Annotated in this window: 17 protein-coding genes; 10 read left to right on the forward strand and 7 right to left on the reverse strand. The window is 72.3% G+C overall.

The features are described from left to right. Genes GGE06_RS25750 through GGE06_RS25765 form a run of 4 tightly spaced genes read left to right on the forward strand, consistent with a single transcriptional unit; the run spans position 1 to position 3126 of the window. Complete coding sequence (locus GGE06_RS25750) at positions 1-1329, forward strand: dihydrolipoamide acetyltransferase family protein (RefSeq protein WP_184931897.1); 1329 nt, start codon at positions 1-3, stop codon at positions 1327-1329. After that, on the forward strand, positions 1326-1595 hold the full coding sequence (locus GGE06_RS25755; protein WP_184931898.1) for an acyl carrier protein: 270 nt from the start codon (positions 1326-1328) through the stop codon (positions 1593-1595). The genes GGE06_RS25750 and GGE06_RS25755 overlap by 4 nt, the downstream gene beginning before the upstream one ends. Beyond that, a complete protein-coding gene (locus GGE06_RS25760) occupies positions 1595-2275 on the forward strand; it encodes a CBS domain-containing protein (protein WP_184931899.1) in 681 nt (226 codons plus the stop codon). The genes GGE06_RS25755 and GGE06_RS25760 overlap by 1 nt, the downstream gene beginning before the upstream one ends. Beyond that, entirely contained in the window at positions 2272-3126 is an 855-nt protein-coding gene (locus GGE06_RS25765) for a universal stress protein (protein ID WP_184931900.1), read from the forward strand. The genes GGE06_RS25760 and GGE06_RS25765 overlap by 4 nt, the downstream gene beginning before the upstream one ends. Here GGE06_RS25765 and fdhF read toward each other — a convergent pair. The 3 genes from fdhF to GGE06_RS25780 are packed head-to-tail and all read right to left on the reverse strand — an operon-like array spanning position 3097 to position 7813. Further along, a complete protein-coding gene (fdhF, locus tag GGE06_RS25770; protein WP_184931901.1) occupies positions 3097-5832 on the reverse strand; it encodes a formate dehydrogenase subunit alpha in 2736 nt (911 codons plus the stop codon). The genes GGE06_RS25765 and fdhF overlap by 30 nt on opposite strands. After that, positions 5829-7511: an NADH-ubiquinone oxidoreductase-F iron-sulfur binding region domain-containing protein gene (locus tag GGE06_RS25775; RefSeq protein ID WP_246532742.1), complete on the reverse strand. Its 1683-nt coding sequence runs from the start codon at positions 7509-7511 to the stop codon at positions 5829-5831. The genes fdhF and GGE06_RS25775 overlap by 4 nt, the downstream gene beginning before the upstream one ends. 44 nt (positions 7512-7555) lie before the next feature. After that, a complete protein-coding gene (locus GGE06_RS25780) occupies positions 7556-7813 on the reverse strand; it encodes an SHOCT domain-containing protein (protein WP_184931966.1) in 258 nt (85 codons plus the stop codon). A 292-nt stretch (positions 7814-8105) separates the two neighbouring features. Between GGE06_RS25780 and GGE06_RS25785 the strand changes: the two genes are divergently transcribed. The 3 genes from GGE06_RS25785 (at position 8106) to GGE06_RS25795 (ending at position 13103) form a co-directional block, all read left to right on the forward strand. Continuing rightward, the gene (locus GGE06_RS25785) at positions 8106-9266 is read left to right on the forward strand and encodes an MFS transporter (RefSeq protein ID WP_221518488.1); all 1161 of its coding nucleotides are present in this window, start codon (positions 8106-8108) and stop codon (positions 9264-9266) included. A gap of 151 nt (positions 9267-9417) precedes the next feature. Then, positions 9418-10164: an ABC transporter ATP-binding protein gene (locus tag GGE06_RS25790; protein ID WP_246532743.1), complete on the forward strand. Its 747-nt coding sequence runs from the start codon at positions 9418-9420 to the stop codon at positions 10162-10164. A 2-nt stretch (positions 10165-10166) separates the two neighbouring features. Next, positions 10167-13103 carry an ABC transporter permease gene (locus tag GGE06_RS25795; protein ID WP_184931903.1) on the forward strand — a complete coding sequence of 979 codons (2937 nt, stop codon included), beginning with the start codon at positions 10167-10169 and terminating at the stop codon, positions 13101-13103. Between the two features lie 86 nt (positions 13104-13189). On the opposite strand, the gene GGE06_RS25800 is transcribed toward GGE06_RS25795, so the two are convergent. The 4 genes from GGE06_RS25800 to GGE06_RS25815 all read right to left on the reverse strand — a co-directional run bounded on the left by GGE06_RS25800 (position 13190) and on the right by GGE06_RS25815 (position 16657). Then, positions 13190-13693: a flavodoxin domain-containing protein gene (locus GGE06_RS25800; protein WP_312883294.1), complete on the reverse strand. Its 504-nt coding sequence runs from the start codon at positions 13691-13693 to the stop codon at positions 13190-13192. Between the two features lie 21 nt (positions 13694-13714). Further along, positions 13715-14047, reverse strand: a complete 333-nt coding sequence (locus tag GGE06_RS25805; protein WP_184931904.1) for a GYD domain-containing protein — start codon at positions 14045-14047, stop codon at positions 13715-13717. A gap of 373 nt (positions 14048-14420) precedes the next feature. Next, positions 14421-15923 carry a sensor histidine kinase gene (locus GGE06_RS25810; protein WP_184931905.1) on the reverse strand — a complete coding sequence of 501 codons (1503 nt, stop codon included), beginning with the start codon at positions 15921-15923 and terminating at the stop codon, positions 14421-14423. Further along, on the reverse strand, positions 15920-16657 hold the full coding sequence (locus GGE06_RS25815; RefSeq protein ID WP_221518489.1) for a response regulator transcription factor: 738 nt from the start codon (positions 16655-16657) through the stop codon (positions 15920-15922). The genes GGE06_RS25810 and GGE06_RS25815 overlap by 4 nt, the downstream gene beginning before the upstream one ends. A 230-nt stretch (positions 16658-16887) precedes the next feature. Between GGE06_RS25815 and GGE06_RS25820 the strand changes: the two genes are divergently transcribed. Genes GGE06_RS25820 through GGE06_RS25830 form a run of 3 tightly spaced genes read left to right on the forward strand, consistent with a single transcriptional unit; the run spans position 16888 to position 19499 of the window. Then, on the forward strand, positions 16888-18258 hold the full coding sequence (locus tag GGE06_RS25820) for a ferredoxin reductase family protein (protein WP_184931906.1): 1371 nt from the start codon (positions 16888-16890) through the stop codon (positions 18256-18258). A 55-nt stretch (positions 18259-18313) separates the two neighbouring features. Further along, the gene (locus tag GGE06_RS25825; protein ID WP_184931907.1) at positions 18314-18724 is read left to right on the forward strand and encodes an FMN-binding protein; all 411 of its coding nucleotides are present in this window, start codon (positions 18314-18316) and stop codon (positions 18722-18724) included. Continuing rightward, complete coding sequence (locus GGE06_RS25830) at positions 18717-19499, forward strand: FAD:protein FMN transferase (RefSeq protein WP_184931908.1); 783 nt, start codon at positions 18717-18719, stop codon at positions 19497-19499. Before GGE06_RS25825 ends, GGE06_RS25830 begins: the two co-directional genes overlap by 8 nt. Positions 19500-19545 lie beyond the last annotated feature (46 nt).

Raw genomic sequence — 19545 nt, forward strand, 5'->3', positions numbered from 1 at the left:
ATGGCCGAGTTCACGATGCCGTCCCTCGGCGCCGACATGGACGAGGGCATGCTCTCCGAGTGGCTGGTGCACCCGGGTGACCGCGTGACGCGCGGCGACGTCATCGCGGTGGTCGAGACCGCCAAGTCCGCGATCGAGGTGGAGTGCTTCCACAGCGGTACGGTCGAGGCCCTCCTCGTGGACGAGGGCACCACCGTGCCGGTGGGCACCCCACTGGCACGCATCGGCACGACCTCCGAAAGCCCGTCGGCCGAAATCAGTCCGGCTGAGAGCCGACCGCCCGAAAGTCCACCTGCCGAAAGCCCGCCGCCATCGACACCCCTGGTCCGCCGACTCGCCCAGGATCTGCACGTCGACCTCACTGTCGTCCATGGTTCGGGCCCGGGAGGCAGGATCACTCGCGCGGACGTGGAGCACGCGGAACCGGCACCAGCGCGCGACAAGACCGTGCCAACGACACGGCCGGTGAAGCCGGTGCGCGGCGACGACTGGGCCAAGGAGCGTCCCGCTCCGCTGCGTGTGAAGGCTTCTCCGCTCGCCCGGCGGCTGGCCACCGAGGTTGGCGTCGACCTCGCCGATGTGACCGGCACTGGTCGGGATGGCACCATCCGTGCGGATGACGTCCGTTCCGCCGCGGCCGCCGAGGGCGCGCAGCGGCCGGCCGTCCCGGACATGGCGCGGGCGGCCACGGCCCGGCTCATGAGCCGATCCAAGCGGGAGATCCCGCACTTCTACCTCGCCACGACCGTGGACATGGCAGCGGCCTTGGAATGGATGCACGCCTGCAACCGCGAACTGTCGCTCTCCGCACGGCTGGTGCCCGCAGCACTCACGTTCAAGGCCATCGCGCTGGCGGCACGGAAAGTGCCCGCGTTGAACGGGCACTGGGTCGACGACGGCTTCGTCCCCGCGGACGAGGTACGGCTGGGCGTCGCGGTCTCCCTGCGGGGCGGCGGCCTCGTCGCACCCGCCCTCGCCCACGCCGACACACTCTCCGTGACCGAGGTGATGGCCGCACTCAAGGACCTGGTGGCACGGGCACGGGGCGGCCGACTCCGGGCGTCCGAGACCGTCGACCCCAGCCTCACCGTCACCAACCTCGGCGACCAGGGCGTCGAGGCCGTGTTCGGCGTCGTCTACCCGCCGCAAGTCGCACTCGTCGGCCTGGGCAGGATCGTCGAGCGGCCCGTGGCCGTGAACGGCCTGCTGGGAGTACGTCCCGTACTCACGGCGACGCTGTCCGCCGATCACCGAGCCGCCGACGGCGCCACCGGCGCGCGTCTCCTGACCGCCCTGGACCGGCTCCTGCAACACCCGGAGGAACTGTGAACCACGACCAAGCGAAGGCGTTCGTTCGGCAAGCCGTGCAGCGTGTCGTCCCCGGCGCCGACTTCACAGGACTCGATCCCGGCGTGTCCCTGCGGGACACCTTCGAGATGGATTCGCTGGACTTCCTTGAGTTCGTGGAAGCGCTCGCCGAACTCAGTGGGAGGGAACTCACCGAGGACGACTATCCGGCCCTCGTCACCTGGGACGGCTGCGCCGCTCGCCTGGTGGCCGGAGCGGGTGCGTCCGCGCAGGGAAGGAGCGGGTGATGCGACACCGCAGGATCGACCAGCTGATGACCCGTGAGGTGGTGAGCGTCCGCGGCGACGCGCCGTTCAAGGAGATCGTGCGGGTGCTGTCGCAGCACCGGGTCACCGCGCTGCCGGTGGTGGACGGAGAGAACCGGGTGATCGGAGTCGTGTCGGAGGGCGATCTGATGCGGAAGACGGCCGACCAGTCCACCACGCCGGGAGACATGCCGGACGTGCCGGGGCTCGAGGCGTGGGAGCGGGCGAAGGCCGAGGGAACGCGCGCGGAGGAGCTGATGTCCGCACCCGCCGTGTGCGCCCGCCCCGACTGGACCGTGGCTGAGGCGGCCCGGCTCATGGAGGTCCAAGGGATCAAGCGGCTCGTCGTCGTCGACGACGAGGACCGCCTGGTAGGCATCGTGAGCCGCCGCGACCTCCTGAGCATCTTCCTCCGCCAGGACGACGACATCCGCCAGGAGATCGTCGAGGACGTGCTCGGTGCCACTCTGCGTCTCGACCCGACCTTGATCGCGGTCGACGTGCGAGAGGGGCGTGTCGACCTCACCGGGAAGCTGCGCTTCCGCGGCATGATCCCGGCCGTCGTGCGCATGTGCGCAACGGTCGACGGAGTGGTCTCGGTCTCCGCGACCCGTCTCGCCTACGACATCGACGACACCGCACAAGGAGGTGGACGATCATGACGCAGGGGATCGTGGTCGGTCTGGACGGTACGGATCAGGCGAACGCCGCCGCGCAGTGGGCGGCGGAGGAGGCGGAGCTGCGCGGCACCGGGGTGGACCTGGTGCATGTGAAGGAGACGTCGCCGGATGTCCTCCTCCCGTTCGCGGCGCGAGAGCCCGACGAGCCGTGGGCGGAGGATCTGCTCGCCCGCACGGCGGCCGGCCTGCGCGAACGTCATCCGGATCTGTCGGTGACCACCCGGCTGTTGCCGTCGGAGCCTGTGGCGAGACTGGTCGCCGTGGCCGAGGAGAGCGACCTGCTCGTCCTCGGCTCCCGCGCCCTGGGCGGTACGACCGGATACCTGATCGGCTCGGTCGGGATGTCGGTCGCCGGTCTCGTCGAACGGCCCGTCGTCCTCGTACGGGCCCTCGACACGTCACCTCCGCAAGGACCCGTCGTGGTCGGCGTCGACCTCCGGCAACCCGTGGACACCGTTCTGGGATTCGCCTTCGAGGAGGCGGCACGGCGTCTCGCCCGCGTGCAGGTCGTCTACGCGCAGCAGTTGCCTGTGTACGCGACGCTCGGCCCCGCCATGGTCCCGGACGTCCGGCTCACCGTCGCCCCCGAGATCCAGCGTTCGCTCGACGATCTCCTCGAACCCTGGCGAACGAAGTTCCCCGACGTGATGGCGACCGGGCGAGTGACGACCGGCTCGGCCGGCCAGGAGCTGGTGCACACCGCCTCGGACGCGGCTCTTGTGGTGGTCGGTAGACGCACCCGGGGTTCGACGCTGGGTGCACGCATCGGCAGTGTGGCCCACGCGGTGCTGCACCACAGTCGGTCACCGGTCGCCCTCGTCCCCCACGGCTGACCTCGGGGCCGCCGAGTCGCGGGACGAAGCCGGCCGCAGCCGTACCGCCGTGACCTTGTACTCCGGACACGAGGTCACGGTGTCGGCGTGCGCCGAGGTGAGGGAGTTGACGCCGCTGGCCGGGAAGTGGAAGGCGCAGAAGACCTGCCCCGGAGCGAGTTCCGTGCCGACGCGGGCGACGAGTCGCGCCTGTCCGTGGCGGCTCTCGACGGTGACAGGGGTGCCGTCCCGCAGTCCGTAGCGTGCGGCGTCCTCGGGATGCAGGTCCAGGCGGTCGTACGCGTCGAGAAGAAGGTTGCCGCCGCGCCGGGTCATGCTTCCGGAGTTGTAGTGGGCCCAGCGGCGCCCCGTGACGAGCACCAGCGGATAGTCCTGGTCCGGCTCCTCGCCGGGCGGCAGGTAGGGGGCCGCCGACAGGTGCGCGCACCCGTCGGGGGTAGCGAACTCCGTGCCGTACAAGGTGCGTTCGCCCGGCTGGTCCGGTGCGGGGCAGGGCCAGGGCACGGCCCCCTCCCGGTCGATCCGCTCGTGCGAGAGACCGGCGAAGAGAGGCGTCACACGTCCGCACTCGGCGAGAGCCGCCGCCGGGGTGGGGCACCCCAGGTCGGCACCGAGGGCCTCGGCGACGGCGTGCACGACCTGGAAGTCGGGGCGCGCTGTTCCAGGCGGGTTCACCGCCTGCCGTACGCGCTGGAAGCGGCGGTCGAAGTTGACGAAGGTCCCGTCCTTCTCCAGCCACGAGGCCACGGGCAGGACGACGTCCGCGTGCCGGGCGGTCTCGCTGAGGAAGAGCTCGCTGACGACGACGAGCGGGCAGGCGTCGAGGGCCTCCGCGACCCGTCGGCTGTCGGGATCGGTCGCACACACGTCCTCGCCTATGACCCACAGCGCCCGCAGCCGGCCCTCCCGGGCCGCCACGAACATCTCGGGAATGCGCATACCCGGCCGTTCGGGGACCGGTCGACCCCACACCGCCTCGGCACGGGCGCGGGCCTCCGGGGCGGTGACAGGGCCATAGCCCGGCAGCAGGTCGGGCAGGGCGCCCATGTCGGACGCGCCTTGCACGTTGTTCTGGCCGCGCAGGGGGCTGATGCCGAACCCGCGGCCGGTGCCTCCGACGGCGCCGCGCAGGATGGGGAGGTTGGCCAGGGTCCGGACGCCGTCGGTGCCGTGCAGGTGCTCGGTGACCCCGAGGCCATACAGGACCGCCGGCCGCTCCGCGCGGCCGTAGAGCCGAGCGGCCTTCCTGATGTCGTCGGCGGGGACGCCGGTGATCTCGGCGACCCGCTCGGGCGGGTAGTCGGCCAGCAGGTCGGTGAGTTCGTCCAGTCCGGTGGCGCGTTCGCGGAGGAAACCCGGGTCGGTCATGCCTTCGTCGACGAGGACGTGGGCCAGGCCGTGGAAGAGCGCGACGTTCGTACCGGGGCGCGGACGCAGGTGCAGGTCGGCATGGCGGGCGAGACCCACGGCGCGGGGGTCGGCCACGATCAGGGAGGCGCCTGAGAGTGCCCGCTGGAGGAGGCGGGCGCCGACGACGGGGTGGGCTTCGACGGGGTTGGCGCCGACGACCAGGAGGCAGTCGGCGGTCTCGACGTCGTCGAAGGGGTCGGTGCCGCCGGCGCGTCCGAAAGACGCGGTGAGTCCCGCGGCGGAAGGGGCGTGGCAGAGGCGTGAGCAGTTGTCGACGTTGTTGGTGCCGATGACGGTCCGCAGGAACTTCTGGACGAGGTAGTTCTCCTCGTTGGTGGCACGGGCGGAGGAGATCGCGGCGACCGCGTCGGGGCCGCCGTCACGGAGGGCCGCGCGCAGGCCGTCGGCGATCCGGTCCACGGCCTCCGCCCAGCTCGCGGGCCGCAGGACCCCGTTCTCACGGAGCAGGGGCTCGGTGAGGCGCTCGGCGGAGCCGAGGTATCCGTACGCGAAGCGGCCCTTGACGCAGGCGTGGCCCCGGTTGACGGGCCCGTCCCCGGCGGGAAGCACGGCGGCGACGCGGTCCTCGCGGACGACGACGTCGAGGGTGCAGCCGACTCCGCAGTAGCCGCAGGTGGTGCGCACACGGTCTGGGGGTGTCTGTCGCGAGGTGAGGCCCTGACCGGGCCCGGGCTGGGTGATCGCCCCCGTCGGGCAGGTGTCGACGCAGCCACCGCAGGCCACGCAGTCGGAGGCGGCCCAGGGGCCGCCGGTTCCCGGGGCGACGACCGTGTCGGCACCGCGCCCGGTGAGGGTGAGCGCGAACGTGCCCTGGACGTCGGAGCACATCCGTACGCAGCGCCCGCACGCGATGCACAGGTCCCGGTCGAGATGAACGTACGGGTGGCTCTCGTCCCGCCCGCGCGCGGGGTCACCCGCCGCCGTGTCCGCCGGGATTCCCAAGGCCCGGCACGCCTCGGCCAGTTCACTGTGCGCGCTGTCGGCGAGCGCGCGCGGCGGGAGCGCCGAGGCGATCAGGGCGACCGCGTCCCGGCGCAGGTTCCGCACGCCGTCGTCGGCGGTGTCGACGGTGAGGTCCGCAGTCGCGGGTGTGACGCAGGCGGCGACGGTCCGGCCGTCGGCGCGGACCAGGCAGGTCCGACAGGAGCCGGCCGGCCGGAGGCGGTCGTCGTGGCAGAGGGCAGGCAGGTCGGTTCCGGTGGCACGCACGGCGTCGAGCAGTGAGGCCCCGGCGGGCAGTTCGACCGGAACACCGTCGACCTGGAGCCGGGTCATCGGTCCCATCCTTCCAGGACCGGCCCGAAGGCGCGGGCGAGGCTGCCGACGGCGGCGGGGACACGTCGGCCGAAGGCACAGAGGCTCGCCTCCCTCATCAGCCGTGCCAATCGCTCGTAGGTCTCCCCCGGCCCGCCCGTGCCCTGCGCGAGTTCACGTCCTCGCCCGGTGCCGATCCGGCAGGGCGAGCAGGCACCGCAGCTCTCGCCGGCGGCGAACTCCCAGATGTGCCTGAGGAGTTCGTGCGGATCGGTGTCTGCGTCGAAGGCGACCATGCCGCCGTGGCCGAGGGCGGCGCCGTGCGCGGCGAGTTCGGCCGTGGTGAGCGGGACGTCGAGGGCGGTCCCGGCGAGGAAGCCGCCGAGCGGGCCGCCGATCTGGAGGGCCACGAGCTGACGCCCGTCCTTGAGACCACCGCCGAACCGGGTGACGATCTCGCCCACGGAAGTGCCGAGTTCGACCTCGTAGGCCCCGGGCCGGGCGAAGCGTTCGGACAGGCACACCAGTTTCGTGCCGGTCTCGTCCGGTACGCCGCGTCGGGCATAGGACGCTCCGCCGTGGGCGACGATCCAGGGCACGGCTGCCAGCGTCTCCACGTTGTTGACCACGGTCGGTCTGTCCCACAGGCCGTGGTCCGTGGGGTAGGGGGGCCGGGGGCGCGCACAGCCGCGAGCGCCTTCGAGGCGGGCGATGAGGGCGGTCTCCTCACCGGAGACGTAGGAACCCGCTCCTTCGACGACCTCGACGAACGGCCGCGGGCCGGCCGCCCCGACCGAAGGAGCCAGGTCGCCCGCCTCCGTCGCGCGTTCCACCGCCCGGCGCAGCCGGGCCATGGCCCTCGGATACTCGGAGCGCACCAGGACGATCCCGCGCCCGGCGCCGCAGGCGAAGCAGGCCAGCGCGAGTCCCGCGAGGGCGCGCTCGGGGTCCTCCTCCATGAGCAGCCGGTCGGCGTACGAGCCGGGGTCGCCCTCGTCCCCGTTGGCGATGACGACCGTGCCCGGCTTCCCCGCCGCGGCCCACTTGTCGGCCACCGGGAATCCGGCGCCGCCGCGCCCGCGGAGTCCCGAGGCGGCGGTCTCCTGCCGTACGTCGTCGGGCCGCAGTCCGGCCACCGCCCGGCGCCACACGTCCCAGGCGTCCTGCCCTCCCACGATCCCGGCGAGCAGGACGGGCGCCCCGGTGGTGTCGGCCACGGGGATGCCCGGCGCGCGCGGTTCCGTCCGCCCGCCGAGTTGGTCGGCCAGGTCCGGGCCCGTGCGAGGCAGGGTGCCGTCGAGAGCAGCGGGGCCCGCGTAGCAGTAGCCGAGACAGTGCACGGTCTGCAGCGAGGTCGAACCCGCCTCGTCGACCGTGCCCGCCACCACGCCGAGAGCGCGCTCCACCTCCGCCAGATGCTCCCCGCGCCGCGCGGCGAAGCACGCCGTCGCAGTGCACACCCGCACATGCCGCTCGCCGCGCGGGGTGGCGAGATCGGCGAAGAAGGTGGCGGGGCCGAGCCCCGCGGCGGCCGGGAGTCCGGCTGCCTCCGCAACCTGGGGCGCCCATGCCCCGGGCTCCTCCGGGGTGCCCGTTCTGGCGCGCTCCAGCGCGGCCGGCAGCAGCCCTGCGTGCCGAGCGGTCAGCTCACGGAGCGCGTCGGGGCGTCGGCCCGGCTCCCCGGGCATCCGACCGGCCATGGTCCCAGGGTGACCGGCCGCGCCCGCGCCCGCATCCCGACCGGTCACTGTCCGCCGCTGCGCAAAGCGGTCAGGCGCCGGCGGTACTCCTCCTCGTCGATCTCACCGCGCGCCAGTCGCTCGCCCAGGATCTGCTCGGCCGACGCCGCTGGGCCGAAACCCCGAGGCCGTTCCGCGGCGCGGTCCAGTGAGCGGAAGAGCATCACCGCGGCGGTGATGAGCAGCCCCCAGAAGAGAACCATCCCGGCCGACATGGCGAACCATCCCCATCCATTCATGCCGTCGCCGTACCAGAACATCATCGCCACTCACACTCCCGATGGCGGACCGGCAGGAGCTGGACACTCCTGCCTGCGGCCTGTCCGTCACTCCCACCGTGCCCGGCCCAGGACTCCCCGCACAGGGCCGACCGGCCCATGTCGTGGGGCCGCACGGTCACGGAAGGGAACGAGTGGCCCCTGGGACCGAGATCCTGGCGGCCGGAGTGTGGGAAGCGGCAGGGCACACGCCGCCCACGCGGATCACTGCCGGGAGGTCACGATGGTCCGGAACACGGGGAGCCGACCGGTTGCGGACGCGCCGCAACCGTGGCAGATGCTGATCCTCGCCACCACCGGGTTCGCGCTCTGCTTCTGGGCGTGGGCCCTGCTGGCCCCTCTCGGCCCGCGGCTCCGGGACGACCTCGCCCTCAGTTCGTTCGAGCAGTCGCTGGTGGTCGCCGTGCCCGTGGTGGTCGGCGCGCTCGGCCGGATCCCGGCGGGGGCGCTGACGGACCGGTGGGGGGCACGCCGGGTCTTCCCCCTCGTCGCGGCCCTGACGATCCTGCCCGTGCTGTATCTGGGCCACCTGGCCGACTCGCTGGCCGAGGTGCTCGTAGGCGGCTTCCTCCTCGGGCTCGGGGGTACGGCCTTCGCCGTCGGCGTACCGTTTGTCAACGCCTGGTACCCACCCGCACGGCGGGGTGTCGCCCTCGGAATCTTCGGCATCGGCACTGGTGGTACGGCCCTGTCGGCGTTCACCACCGTCCAGCTCGCCGACGCCGTCGGGCGCGCCTTCCCCTTCGATCTCGTGGCCGGCTGCCTCGCCGTGTACGCCGTGGTGGCCCGGTTCCTGCTCCGCGACCGTCCGGGACGCGCGACGGCAACGGGGTCGATGGTGTCACGCACGGCGCTGGCCATGCGGACGCCGGCCACCTGGCAGCTGGCGTTCCTGTACGCCGTGTCCTTCGGAGGGTTCGTCGCGTTCAGCGTCTACCTCCCGACCTACCTCACCCGGGCCTACGAGCTCGGCCGCTCCGACGCGGCACTGCGGACGGCGGGATTCGTCGTCCTCGCCGTGGCGATGCGGCCGGTGGGCGGCTGGCTCTCGGACCGTACTCACCCCGTCCCCGTACTGACTGTTTCGTACGGTGTCGTTTCGGCGTGCGCCTTGGTCGCGGCGTTCGAGGCGGGCCTGGTCCCGGTGGGAACGGCGGCCTTCTTCGGCATGGCCGCCGGCCTGGGAGCCGGGTCCGGGGCCGTCTTCGCGCTCGTCGCACGTCTGGTTCCGGCCGAGCGGGTCGGCTCGGTGACCGGAGTGGTCGGTGCGGCGGGTGGTCTCGGAGGCTTCTTCCCGCCCCTCGTGATGGGAGCGGTCGACAGCGTCGCCCACGACTACACGTGGGGGTTCGTCCTCCTCGCCGTCACCGCGACGGCCGCGGGCAGCCTGGCCGCCACCGCTGTCCGTAGACGCGCCCGAGCCGCCGCAGACGTCTGACGGCGGATGCCTGCCCGCGCCAACGGACAGCGCCGATGGACAGCGTCGGCAGACCGCTCGAAGCGGCCCTCCCGGCGCCTCGGCGATTGGGCCCTTCGGCCCCTTGTCGGGCCTGGGTGGCCGTAGCGCAGCGCTTCCTCCGGAGGTTGGGATGGAGACCATGAACACCGACCGGGCACTCCTCGTCGCCACCGGGGTACGCAAGATCTACCGGACGGGCTCCGTCGCGGTCACCGCCCTGCTCGACCTGGACCTCCTCGTACGCCACGGCGAGATGGTCGGGGTCATGGGTCCGTCCGGTTCCGGAAAGACCACGCTGCTGAACTGTCTCTCGGGACTCGACGACATCGACGGCGGTCGGGTGGAGGTCGACGGTCACGACCTGTTCGCCATGTCGGACGCCGCGCGCACGGAGCACCGGGCCCACACCATGGGCTTCGTCTTCCAAGCGTTCAACCTCATCCCCGTCTTCTCCGCCGTGGAGAACGTCGAACTGCCCCTGCTGCTCGTGGGCACCCGGCCGCGCGAGGCGCGCCGCAGAGCCCTGGAGATGCTCGACCGGGTGGGCCTCGGCCACCGGGTCGAGCACCGGCCGAGCGAGATGTCCGGCGGTGAACAGCAGCGGGTGACCATCGCCCGCGCCCTCGCCGGACGTCCGGCCATCGTCTGGGCGGACGAACCGACGGGCAACCTGGACAGCGCGATGGCAGACCAGGTCATGGACCTGCTGTGCGAGCTCAACCAGGACGAGGGCCAGACGATCGTCCTGGTCACGCACGACAGCGCCATCGGCGCGCGTGTCCCCCGGCTGATCCGGATGCGCGACGGGCAACTGGTCGACGACGTCCGCCAGGCCGTCACCGCTCCGGCCGCGATCCGTGACTTCCCCATGGGCTGACCATGTACCCGAACCTCCTCGTCCCGTTGCTCAGCGCCCTCGTGCTCGCCCTCGCGGCCCTGGTGCTGGTGGCCGTCCGGCAGCCGGTGTCACGACGGCTGGCCTTCCGGCAGGTCGCCCGCCGGCGCACCGAGGCAGTGCTGGTGATCGGCGGATCGATGCTCGGCACGGCCATCGTCATCGGCGCCCTGGTCGTCGGTGACACCTTGAACTTCTCCGTACGCCAGGAGGCGTACCGCACTCTGGGGCCGGTGGACGAGCGTGTCGTCGCACCCCCTGGACCGACCGGTCGCGTCGTCACGGAACGACTGGCCGGCCTGGTCGGCGATCCCGATGTCGACGGTGTTCTGAATGCCGGGGCCGCGCAGGCATCGGCCGTCAGCGGTGCCGGTGGCCGCAAGGTCGCCGAGCCGCGCGTCCTGGCCTGGCAGATGGACTTCGACAAGGCATCGCGGTTCGGCGCGGCAGGGGGCGACTCCGGTCTCGGCGGACCGAACCCGAAGCCCGGCCAGGTCGTGGTCAACGAGCCGCTGGCGCGGTCCCTGAGCGTGGGAGCCGGTGACCCGATCACGGTGTACCTGTTCGGGGCACCGCAGACGTACCGGGTCGAGCGTGTGGTCCCAGAGCAGGGTCTTGCCGGTGTGGGCCTCGGCGGCAGACTGAACCGCGACGTCTTCCTGCCGCCGCAGGCCCTGGACTCCGCCGCCCGGGCCGCCGGAACGGAGCCGCGCTCGGTCACCTTCGTGTCCAACCGAGGCGGCGTCGAGAGCGGCGAAGCCCTGACCGACCGCGTGACCACCGACATCCGGCAGGCTCTGGGACCGCTCGCCGACCAGACGGCGATCGACACTCCGAAGCACACCGTGCTGCGGGACGCCAAGCAGGCCGGGGACTCCCTCGGAGCCCTGTTCCTCATGATCGGCAGCTTCAGCATCATCGCGGGCGCCCTGCTGCTGGTGAACATCTTCGTGATGCTCGGCGAGGAGCGGAAATCCCAGATGGGCATGGTGCGGGCCGTCGGGATGAAGCGCTCGCGCCTCGTCGGGTCCTTCACCCTCGAAGGGGCGACGTACGCGTTGCTGTCGGCGCTGCCGGGCGTGGCCATCGGGGTCGCCGTCGGCTGGGGCGTCGCCGTGGTGGCGGCGCAGATCTTCCAGGGCTGGTCCGTCGGCGGAAGCAGCATCCGCATCGCTTTCGCGATCACTCCTACCAGCGTCCTCAACGGACTGGCCATGGGCCTGCTCATCGCCTTCGCCGCGATCCTCGCGACCAGCGTGCGGATCAGCAGGTTCAACATCATCGCCGCCATCCGCGACCTCCCCGCCACACCCGGACAGCGTCCACGCCGCCGTCTGCTTGCGGTCTCCACCACCCTGGCCGTCCTCTGCGCGCTCGTGGCCGTCCCGGCCGTGGCGCGCAGCCAGCCCGACGCGACGTACCTCATGCCGGCGCTCGCCCTCGCCTTCGCCACTCCGGCACTGCTGCGCGTCCTCCCCCGTCACACGGTCACCACCCTGGTCGCCGGAGCCGTACTCGCCTGGACGCTCCTGGCACCCGTCATACGCCCCCGGATCTTCGACACGCCCTCCATGTCCGTGTACGTCATCCAGGGCGCCCTGGCCGCCTTCTCCGCCGTGGTGCTCGTCAGCGACAACCAGAAGACCCTGCTCCGCCCCGTACGGCGGCTCCTCCAGCGCCCTACGGAAGGCGGCCTCGCGGCGCGGCTCGCGGTCGCGTACCCCTTGGCCAAGCGCTTCAGGACCGGCGCGACGCTGGTGATGTACACGCTGATCGTGTTCGTCCTGGTGCTCCTGACGGAAATCTCGGGCATTCTCCGCGCCGGCGTCGACGGAGTCGTCGCCGACGCCACCGCCGGATACTCCCTTCGGCTGGACTACAACCCCGAGGTCGCGGGCGATCGACTCGTCTCCGATCTGCGCGGCGGCCCGTCGGCCGCCGGGATCTCCGCCGTGACACCGTTGCTCAACGCCACCGGGCGGGCCACCGATCCGGGTGGTCGCGGCCCTCAGCCTCTGGACACCGCCGTCGTCGGCGTACCCGACGGGGCGATCTCCGGCATCACGTTCCGCGAGCGGCTGCCTGGCCTGGCCGACGACCCCGCGGTATGGCGGGCTCTCGCCTCCGACCCCCGCTACGTCGTTCTCGACGGCTTCTTCGGCAGCACCGGCGGCCCGGTCGGCGACTACTACGACCCCGGGGACACCCTCACCCTGACGGATCCCCGGACGGGCCGCAGCGAACAGAAGGTCATCGCCGGCGTGCTCAGCAACGGCATGGTCTTCTACCCTGGCACGGGCGCGAGTTCGACCACCTACCCGGTCGTGATGAGCGAGCAGGCCACGCACGAACTCTTCGGCAGCCAGGCACAGAACGCCTCCGCACTGGTGAGAACCAGCCCTGGCACCGCACCCGACACGTTGGCGACCCAACTGCAGGGCGAGCAGCTCTCCTCCAGCCTGGTCGCCACGCCCATCGAGTCGGACATCCGCCGCCAGTTCGACTCCAGCACCGCCTTCTTCCGCCTCATGCAGGGCTTCCTCGTCCTCGGCCTCGGCGTGGGCATCACCGGCCTCGGTGTCGTCATGGTCCGAGCCGTACGCGAACGCCGCCGCACCATCGGAATCCTCCGGGCCCTCGGCTTCCGGGCACGGACCGTCCAGCGGTCCTTCCTGTGGGAGAGCACCTTCGTGGCGGTGGAGGGAATCGTGCTCGGATCCCTGCTGGGCGTGCTGACGACCTGGCTGATGTACCAGAACAGCGCCGCATTCGAGGGCCTCGAAGGAGGGTTCCCCGTCGAATGGGCCAGCGTCGGCGGCCTGGCGGCAGCCACCTTCGTCGCGTCGCTCCTGGCCACGATCGGACCAGCACGGCGCGCGGCCGCCATCCGCCCGGCCCTCGCGGTCCGCGTCACCGAATGACGGGCAACCCGGGACAGCTCATCTGGCCAACCCACTGGTGAGGCGCCGCCGTCACGAAATCCACTTCCGAGCGCACCGCCGCCTCGTCACGCGACGAGCTCCCGGGCGATGTCGTCCGCCCAGGCGTCGATCGCCGCCCAATCCCTGTGGTCCCCGTAACGGCAACCAAGCAACCGGAACAACAAGGCACCCTTCCGGTCGAGGTGCTCGCGCCGGATCACGCCCGAGAAGCGCCTATGGTCCCGAGGACGGACGACCTCGACGAGAGCAGAAATACGCGGCTGCACCTTGCGTTCGGCAAGTCGGCGTAACGGCCCGGGCAAAGCCGCGGCCATGCCGACGCTGAACATCCACGTCGGCTGATCGCCCATGCGATCAGCATTGCTCCTGACGAAGCCTTCCGCTGCTGGCAGCCAAGCGCCGTCATGGACCGCGCTGCCCAGCACAAGCGCTTCGCCCGGCGAAGGCCCCTGCCTATCAGAGGGCGCGGGCAGCGCCTGGATCTCCACATGGTGTCCGTTCAGGCGCAATCGCTCACCGATCCGGTCGGCGATCTCCTCCGTGGAGTGATGCTCGGACGCATAGAGCACCCGAACGGAGGCCACTGCAGCTCACCGCTCCGCGCCGGGAGCCCGGTACCGGACTTGCCCGGCTCTGCCCAGGGCATCCAGTGTTTCATCGACGGTCAGGAGAACGGTCGTCTCGAAAGAGCTGAGCGCGCCGCCCCCACTGATCGCCAGCCCAACCGCAGCCATGGACACGTTGTCCGGGGCCTCCCACAGGTTGTAGCCGTCATGCGTGCCGAAGGCGTACCAGAAGCCGTGGAGCTTCCCACCGACAGACTCGATGTACGACCGAGCGGCTTCTGCGCGGTCCTCGGGGTGCCCAATCAACCTCGCCCAGGTCTCCGGCGTGTAGCTGAACCTGGATAGATAAAGCGGCATCGGGTCTCTCCTTCGTTTCCCCCACCGATGCCCGCGCTGGGGTGGAGAGGCGTCGGATGTGGCCCGCAGATCCCCCGAACAGCCGGGCACGATGACCGGCACAGCCCACCCTCGGCGGTGAGCGTGCGGCCTGGTCCGTACGCAGAGGGTTTACGTTTTGGGCTGTGATGGAAGCGGTGGACGCCCCAGATTGCCGGCAGCGAAGACACCAACTGGTCGGGCTGGGTTGAACGTCCGCACCTCTGCAGCGCCCAGTGCAAACGGCGGCAGCTGCCGCCGGTGTTCGGTATCGCCTGGCCTACGGTCTACTGCACGGTGCTTGCGCCGAGAAAGCGGTGACAGACGATCGACTGATCACCACCCGAGGCACGCCCTAGGCTTCGCCACCGGAGGTGCCGTCGTCGTCACGCCGCGCCGGCAGCCGCAGGGTGAAGCGGGTGTGGCCGGGGCGGCTGGTGACCGTCGCCCGGCCGTCGTGGGCGCGGGTCACGGCGTCCACGATGGCGAGGCCGAGCCCGGTCGAGCCGGTCGCGCGGGAGCGCGAGGAGTCGCCCCGGGTGAACCGGTGGAAGACGCCGGGCAGCAGTTCGGCGGGGATGCCGGGACCGTCGTCCGTGACGGTGAGGGTCACCCTCTCTGCGTCGGCGGCGAGGCCGACGGTGACCCGGGTACCGGGCGGTGTGTGGCCGCCGGCGTTCGCAAGGAGGTTGCCGAGGACCTGGTGGAGGCGGTCGCCGTCGCCGGTGACGTGGACGGGTTCCTCGGGAAGGTCCAGCTCCCACAGGTGTCGGGGGTGCCGGGCGGTCGCGTCCGCCACGGTGTCGAGAACGATGCGGGTCAGGTCCACGGCGTCTCGGCGCAGGCTACGTCCCGCGTCCAGCCGGGCCAGCAGCAGCAGTTCGTCCACCAGAAGGCTCATGCGGCGGGACTCGGCATCGATGCGTTCGAGCGCGTGCCGGACCTCGTCGGGCAAGGTGTCCCCGTGATGGCGCAGGGCGAGTTCGGCGCGGGCCCGCACTGTGGCCACGGGAGTGCGCAGCTCGTGTCCGGCATCGGCGGCGAAGGTGCGCAGCCGTTCCTCGACGACGTGGCGGCGGTCCAGGGCGTCGCCGACATGGCCGAGCATCCGGTTGAACGCACCGGTGAGCCGACCCACCTCGGTGTCTGGCCGGGTACCGGGCAGCGGCGGCGGCATGGCGACCTGCCCCGCGGCGAGCGGAAGTCGGGTCACCTCGTCGGCGGTCACGGCCAGGCGTTCGAGGGAGCGCAGAGAGAACCGGGTCCAGGCTGCGGTGATCACCCCGGCCGCGGTGAGGACGATCGCGAACACGACCGTCTCCACGACCGCGAGCCTCTCCACCGTCTCCTCGACGGGGTGCAGGGGCAGTCCCGACAGCAGGACGTCGCCGTCGTCGCCGCTCCAGGCGGCGACACGGTACGTCCCGAGGGACGCGAGGCGCACGGTACGGGGCCGGGCATCGGCGGGCACGGCGGCAAGCGCCCGCGCGTCATCGGCGGTCAAGGGCACCGTGACGTCGCTGGTGCCGCGCACCACGGCGGCCTGTGCGATCCGGCCCCGCAGCAGCCGGGCGCCGAGAGTCCCGTCGGCCTGCCCCCGGGTGTCGCCCCGGCCGTCGGCGTCGGGTCGGCCCTCGTGTTCGAGGCTGACGGCGAACCGGCCGCCGCTCGCCACGATCTGCTGGTCGAGCCGGCTGACCAGGAAGCTGCGCAGGCCGAGTACGGTGACCAGGCCGACGATGACGCAGGCGAGGGCGAGAAGCGCGACGAGCCCCGTGGTCAGCCGGGCCCGAAGGGAGTGCGGCAGGCGGGGGCGGACGCGCCACCCACGGACGCGTGACGGGCGCTGCGGGGTCATCGGCGCTCCGGGCGCAGCACGTAGCCGACGCCGCGCACGGTGTGGATGAGCGGTGGGCGGCCGACGTCGATCTTCTTGCGGAGATAGCTGATGTAGAGCTCGACGACATGGGCGCGGCCGCCGAAGTCGTACCGCCAGACGTGGTCCAGGATCTGCCGCTTGGACAGCACGCGGTGCGGATTGCGCAGCAGGAAGCGCAGCAGCTCGAACTCGGTGCGGGAGAGGTCGACGGGGACGCCGCCACGGGTGACCTCGTAACCCTCCTCGTCCATGACGAGGTCGGCGAGGGCCAGCCGAGGTCCACCGCCCTGTGCGGTCTCCGCGAGCCCTGCCCGGCGCAGCAGCCCCCTGAGCCGGGCCAGTACCTCTTCGAGGCTGAACGGCTTGGTGACGTAGTCGTCGGCGCCGGCGGTGATCCCGGCGATCCGGTCCTCGACGGTGTCGCGCGCGGTGAGAAAGAGGACGCACAGGGTGGGACGGGCCGCGCGCAGTCGGGCCAGCACGTGCGGGCCGTCGTGGTCCGGCAGCATCCAGTCCAGGACCACCGCGTCCGGGCCGAAGTCCTCGGCGGCCGCGGTCGCCTCGGCGGCCGTTCCCGCGGTGCGCACCTCCCAGCCTTCGGCGCGCAGGGCTGCGGCCAGCACCTCGGTGAGATCCTGCTCGTCGTCGACGACCAGCACCCTGGGCCGGGTGCCGTCGGGGCGGCGCACCTCGGTACGCGGCGATGGGTTCATGGTCCTTCCAGGATGCCGGACGGCGCGGGGCCGGAGGCCCGCCCTCACCTCTGAGTTTCCTCTGAACAGATTCTCACCGTCCGCCCGTGCCCCGTCGGGTCCGGCGCTGGTCCGGGGCCGGCGGACCGCTCGGTACGGGGTCCGGTTCAGAGGCTTCTCACAGGATCACGGACCACAGTGGGCGAGGCCCTGGCGCCCTGCCGGGCCACGGGATCGAAGGCGAGGGAGCGATGAGCACGGAAGTCGCACGGACGGTGCGGCCGGGAGGCCGGCGTCGCGCCGGCCGGGCCGCCCCCGGGTCCGCGACCGTCGCGGTGATTGCGGTCCAGGCGGCGATCTGGGCCGGTGCCACGGCGGTGCTCGCCCTGTGGTGGGTGGACACCGCCTCGGTGGTGGGGCCTGCGGGCTGGTTCACCGGCGCGGGCCGGATCACCGGCCTGCTCGCGGGATACGCCTGCGCGGTGCTGGTCGTCCTCATGGCACGGGTGCCGCTCCTGGACCGCACGCTGGGCACCGACCGGATGACGCGCTGGCACGCGGCGGCGGGCCGCTACACCATCGGGCTGACACTGGCCCACGCGGTGCTGATCATCGAAGGCTACGCGCTCACCGGCCGGACGGATCCGGTCACCGAGGGAGTCCGGGTGGTCCTGCACTACCCGGACATGCTCAAGACGACGGCCGCGTTGCTGCTCCTGCTGCTCACGGCGGTGGTCTCGGCGCGTGCCGCACGCCGCCGGTTGAGCCACGAGACCTGGTACTACCTGCACCTCCTCACGTACGCGGCGGTCTTCCTCGCCTTCGGGCACCAGATCACGAACGGTGCGGACTTCGACCGGCTGGCCGTGCGAGCCGCCTGGTACGTGCTGTACGCGGGGGCCGCCGCGCTGATCGTCTGGTTCCGGATGCTCACGCCGGTGCGGCTTTCGCGGCGACACGGACTGCGGGTCGCGGGCATCCGGCGGGAAGCCCCCGACGTGGTGTCGGTGCTGGTCACCGGCGATCGCATGGATGAACTCACCGTCCGGCCCGGGCAGTTCTTCCGCTGGCGGTTCCTGGCACCGGGGCTGTGGTGGACCGCGTCGCCGTACTCGGTGTCCGCCGTCCCCGACGGACGCAGCCTGCGCATCACCGTGAAGGCACTGGGCGGCCACAGCGCGGCGCTCGCCACTGTCCGTCCCGGCACCCGGGTGTGGGCCGAGGGCCCGTACGGCGCCCTCACCCCGGACCGCGCGGCGGGACGGCCCGCGCTGCTGCTCGCAGCCGGGGTGGGCATCACCCCGCTGCGGGTGCTGTTCGAGACGCTGCCGAGGGACCCGGTGCTGATCCACTGGGCACGACGGCCCGAGGATCTGGTGCTCCGCCACGAGATCGACGCGATCGCGGCCCACCGAGGCGCGCGCGCCCACTACTCCGTGAGCCACCCGACGGGCTACCGCCTGCCGCTGGACGCCGCCACGCTGCGCGGCCTCGTCCCGGACGTGGCGGGGCGCGCCTGCTTCCTGTGCGGGCCGCCCAGCTGGACCGCGGCGGCGGAGGCGGCGCTGCGTGAGGCGGGGGTGCCCGCCCACCGGATCCACCACGAATCGTTCACGTGGTGAACCTGCCGGGGTCGACCCGAAACGCCCCCCTCCCACCGGCCCTGAGGAGGCCCCCATGCGCCGTCTTCTGCTCTCCACCGCGGTCACCGTGGCCGGAGTGTGCTCGCTGCTCGCCCTGAAACCGCACCAGCCGGCCGTCGCCGTTCCGACGCAGCCCGGTTCCGTCGGCACGACACCGGGCACCCCGCCCTCCGGCACGTACACCGGGGACGTCGTCGACACCCGGTACGGACCGGTGCAGGTGCGCGTCACGATCGCCGACGGACGGCTCACCGACGTCACCGCGGTCCGGACGCCGTCGGAGAATGAACGCGACCGGGAGATCGCCGGCTACGCAGTGCCGACGCTCACCGGCGAAGCCCTGACCGCGCAGAGCGCCCACATCGACACGGTGTCGGGTGCCACGTACACGAGCGAGGGCTACATCCGGTCCCTGCAGAGCGCGCTGGACCAGGCCCATGGGTGACCGGACCGCGCCCGGGACGGCCCCTTGGCGGCACGCCGAACCGGTGATGGGCACCGTGGTCTCCTTCGCCCTGCGCCACCGGCGGACGCCGGAGCTGCGGACCGCGCTGGGCAAGGCCGTGGCGCTGCTGCACGAGGTCGACCGGGAGTTCTCCCCGTTTATGCCGGACAGCGCCGTGAGCCGACTGCGACGGGGCGAGTCGGGCCGGGCGGACACCACTCCCGCCGTACGGCGCGTGCTGGAGCTGTGCGACCTCGCGCACAGCCGTACCCGGGGCGCCTTCGACGCCTGGGCGGACGGCCGGCCCGATCCGTGCGGTCTGGTGAAGGGCTGGGCCGCCGAGCGGGCCTGGCGGGTGCTGCGGGAGGCGGGCGCCACCGACGCGTGCGTGAACGCGGGCGGGGACGTGCGGGTCGGCGGCGCCCCGGGACCCGCGGGCACCTGGTGCATCGGGGTCGCCGACCCCCGGGTGTCGGGGCGGCTGCTGGCGGTGGTGGCGGGGCGAGACCTCGCGGTCGCCACCTCGGGCACGACCGAGCGCGGCGCGCACATCATCGACCCGCGCACCCGGACCCCGGCCACAGGGCTGCTGGGGGCGACCGTGACGGGTCCGGAACTGCTGTGGGCCGACGTCTACGCGACGGCGGCGATGGTCCTGGGGGCTCGCGAGGCCCATCGGTGGATCACCGCTTTGCCGGGGTACGCCCTCCTCACCGTCGCTGCGGACGGGGAAGTCCGGGCGTCCTCGGACTTCCCCTTCGCCCCGCTTGGGTAGGGGCTGGGCGTCACCACGAGACCGAACTGAAGGATTTCCGACGGTC

Source organism: Streptomyces nymphaeiformis (genome assembly GCF_014203895.1).
In the GTDB taxonomy this organism is placed as follows: domain Bacteria; phylum Actinomycetota; class Actinomycetes; order Streptomycetales; family Streptomycetaceae; genus Streptomyces; species Streptomyces nymphaeiformis.

What these genes read in the sequence shown, in the direction of transcription:
- GGE06_RS25830 (WP_184931908.1), top strand. Translation starts at nt 18,717, where the DNA reads ATGGGTGACCGGACCGCGCCCGGGACGGCCCCTTGGCGGCACGCCGAA.
- GGE06_RS25765 (WP_184931900.1), top strand. Translation starts at nt 2,272, where the DNA reads ATGACGCAGGGGATCGTGGTCGGTCTGGACGGTACGGATCAGGCGAAC.
- GGE06_RS25795 (WP_184931903.1), top strand. Translation starts at nt 10,167, where the DNA reads ATGTACCCGAACCTCCTCGTCCCGTTGCTCAGCGCCCTCGTGCTCGCC.
- GGE06_RS25790 (WP_246532743.1), top strand. Translation starts at nt 9,418, where the DNA reads ATGGAGACCATGAACACCGACCGGGCACTCCTCGTCGCCACCGGGGTA.
- GGE06_RS25825 (WP_184931907.1), top strand. Translation starts at nt 18,314, where the DNA reads ATGCGCCGTCTTCTGCTCTCCACCGCGGTCACCGTGGCCGGAGTGTGC.
- GGE06_RS25805 (WP_184931904.1), bottom strand. Translation starts at nt 14,047, where the DNA reads ATGCCGCTTTATCTATCCAGGTTCAGCTACACGCCGGAGACCTGGGCG.
- GGE06_RS25760 (WP_184931899.1), top strand. Translation starts at nt 1,595, where the DNA reads ATGCGACACCGCAGGATCGACCAGCTGATGACCCGTGAGGTGGTGAGC.
- GGE06_RS25750 (WP_184931897.1), top strand. Translation starts at nt 1, where the DNA reads ATGGCCGAGTTCACGATGCCGTCCCTCGGCGCCGACATGGACGAGGGC.
- GGE06_RS25785 (WP_221518488.1), top strand. Translation starts at nt 8,106, where the DNA reads ATGCTGATCCTCGCCACCACCGGGTTCGCGCTCTGCTTCTGGGCGTGG.
- GGE06_RS25815 (WP_221518489.1), bottom strand. Translation starts at nt 16,657, where the DNA reads ATGAACCCATCGCCGCGTACCGAGGTGCGCCGCCCCGACGGCACCCGG.
- fdhF (WP_184931901.1), bottom strand. Translation starts at nt 5,832, where the DNA reads ATGACCCGGCTCCAGGTCGACGGTGTTCCGGTCGAACTGCCCGCCGGG.
- GGE06_RS25775 (WP_246532742.1), bottom strand. Translation starts at nt 7,511, where the DNA reads ATGGCCGGTCGGATGCCCGGGGAGCCGGGCCGACGCCCCGACGCGCTC.
- GGE06_RS25820 (WP_184931906.1), top strand. Translation starts at nt 16,888, where the DNA reads ATGAGCACGGAAGTCGCACGGACGGTGCGGCCGGGAGGCCGGCGTCGC.
- GGE06_RS25780 (WP_184931966.1), bottom strand. Translation starts at nt 7,813, where the DNA reads ATGATGTTCTGGTACGGCGACGGCATGAATGGATGGGGATGGTTCGCC.
- GGE06_RS25810 (WP_184931905.1), bottom strand. Translation starts at nt 15,923, where the DNA reads ATGACCCCGCAGCGCCCGTCACGCGTCCGTGGGTGGCGCGTCCGCCCC.